The 1,294-nt window shown below is 64.5% G+C and carries 1 protein-coding gene; it reads right to left on the bottom strand.

Going from position 1 to position 1,294, the window contains the following annotated elements; all coding sequences use genetic code 11:
* Window positions 1–7: 7 nt before the first annotated feature.
* Window positions 8–1,294: ABC transporter substrate-binding protein (locus tag AC1RIF_RS27220; protein WP_492604499.1), on the bottom strand; the 1,287-nt coding region annotated here is incomplete at its 5' end.

Genomic DNA, 1,294 nt, shown 5'->3' with positions numbered 1-1,294 from the left:
GGTGCGACTACTTGGTGATGCCCACGTGACGGACGTCGAAGATGCCCAGGTTCACCCACGGCATGTCCTCGGTACCGACGACCTTCGCAGTGGAGATGGTGGCATTGGTCTGGTTGCAGATCGGCACGAACATCGCTTCCTTCAGCGTCAGGTCCCAGATCTCGTGATACATCGGCGCCCGCTCGTCCTGCGACAGTGTCGGATTCGCGGCCTTGGCTGCCAAATCCTTGATCTGCTGGTTTCCGTTCGCCAGGTCGTACGGACCCGTCACGAAGGTGTTGACCGTCTCGGCAGGATCGACCTTGGGGCTGAAGCTGTTGGAGACCATCGACTGGAAGTCACCGGCGATGTAGCGGGGCTCGTTCTGCGTGTTGGGCACCGGGTTGAGTTCCGCGTCGATCCCGGCCTGTGACAGCGTCGACTGGATGACGTTCGCCGGCTTCTCGGTGTTGGTCCCGGCCGCGAACGTCAGGGTGACCTTGGCGCCGCCGGCCGCCTGTACCAGACTCTTGGCCTTCTCCAGATCGAACTGGTACGGGTACCGGTACGACGGGTCGGCCGCCCAGCTACCGGCCGGGTACAGCTGGCGGTTCGGCGTGCAGGTCTCGGAGAACAGCGCGCTGATCGCCGCCGGATCGATGGCCGAGGCGACCGCCTGCCGCACCTCGGGCTTGGCGAGATCGCCCTGCGCCCGCATGAACACGCCCAGGACGTTCCGGAAGGGCACCTCGGTGACATCCAGCGTGCCGCTCTTGGACAGTGAGTTCGCCTCGACCACCTCGTTGGCAGAGCTCACCCAGCTCAGATCGGTGGCACCGGTCTTGAGACCGTTGAGTCGGGTACTCGCGTCGGAGATCCACTTGAACTCCATGCCCGCGACCTTCCCGGCCTCGGGATCCCAGTTCGTACCCTCCACACGGGCCAGGGAGACGGACTCCTCGGGCACGTAACTCGTCACAACGTACGCACCGGATCCACTCTGGCCCGGGTCGTTACGCAGATCCGTCTTCGCCTCGACAGCTCTCGGGCTGACCATCATTCCGACATTGGTGCTGAGCACGCCGGGCAGTTCCACACCGGTTCCGGGCGCCAACTGCAGGCGGACGGTGTGATCGTCGACGACGTCGACCGCGGTGATGTTCTTCAGAGCGGCGACGACCGTACTGCCCTCCATGGTCTTACCGCGGTCGATGTTCGCGGCCACCGCCGCCGCATCGAACGGCGCACCGTCGTGGAAGGTGACGCCCTGACGCAACGTCAACTCCAGATAGGAACCGTCCGGAGCGAACTCCCA

The organism is Prescottella sp. GW823-FHT02E09 (assembly GCF_058797375.1).
Note: the sequence above shows the minus strand (reverse complement) of the source record. Positions and strands in the feature narration are given on the sequence as shown.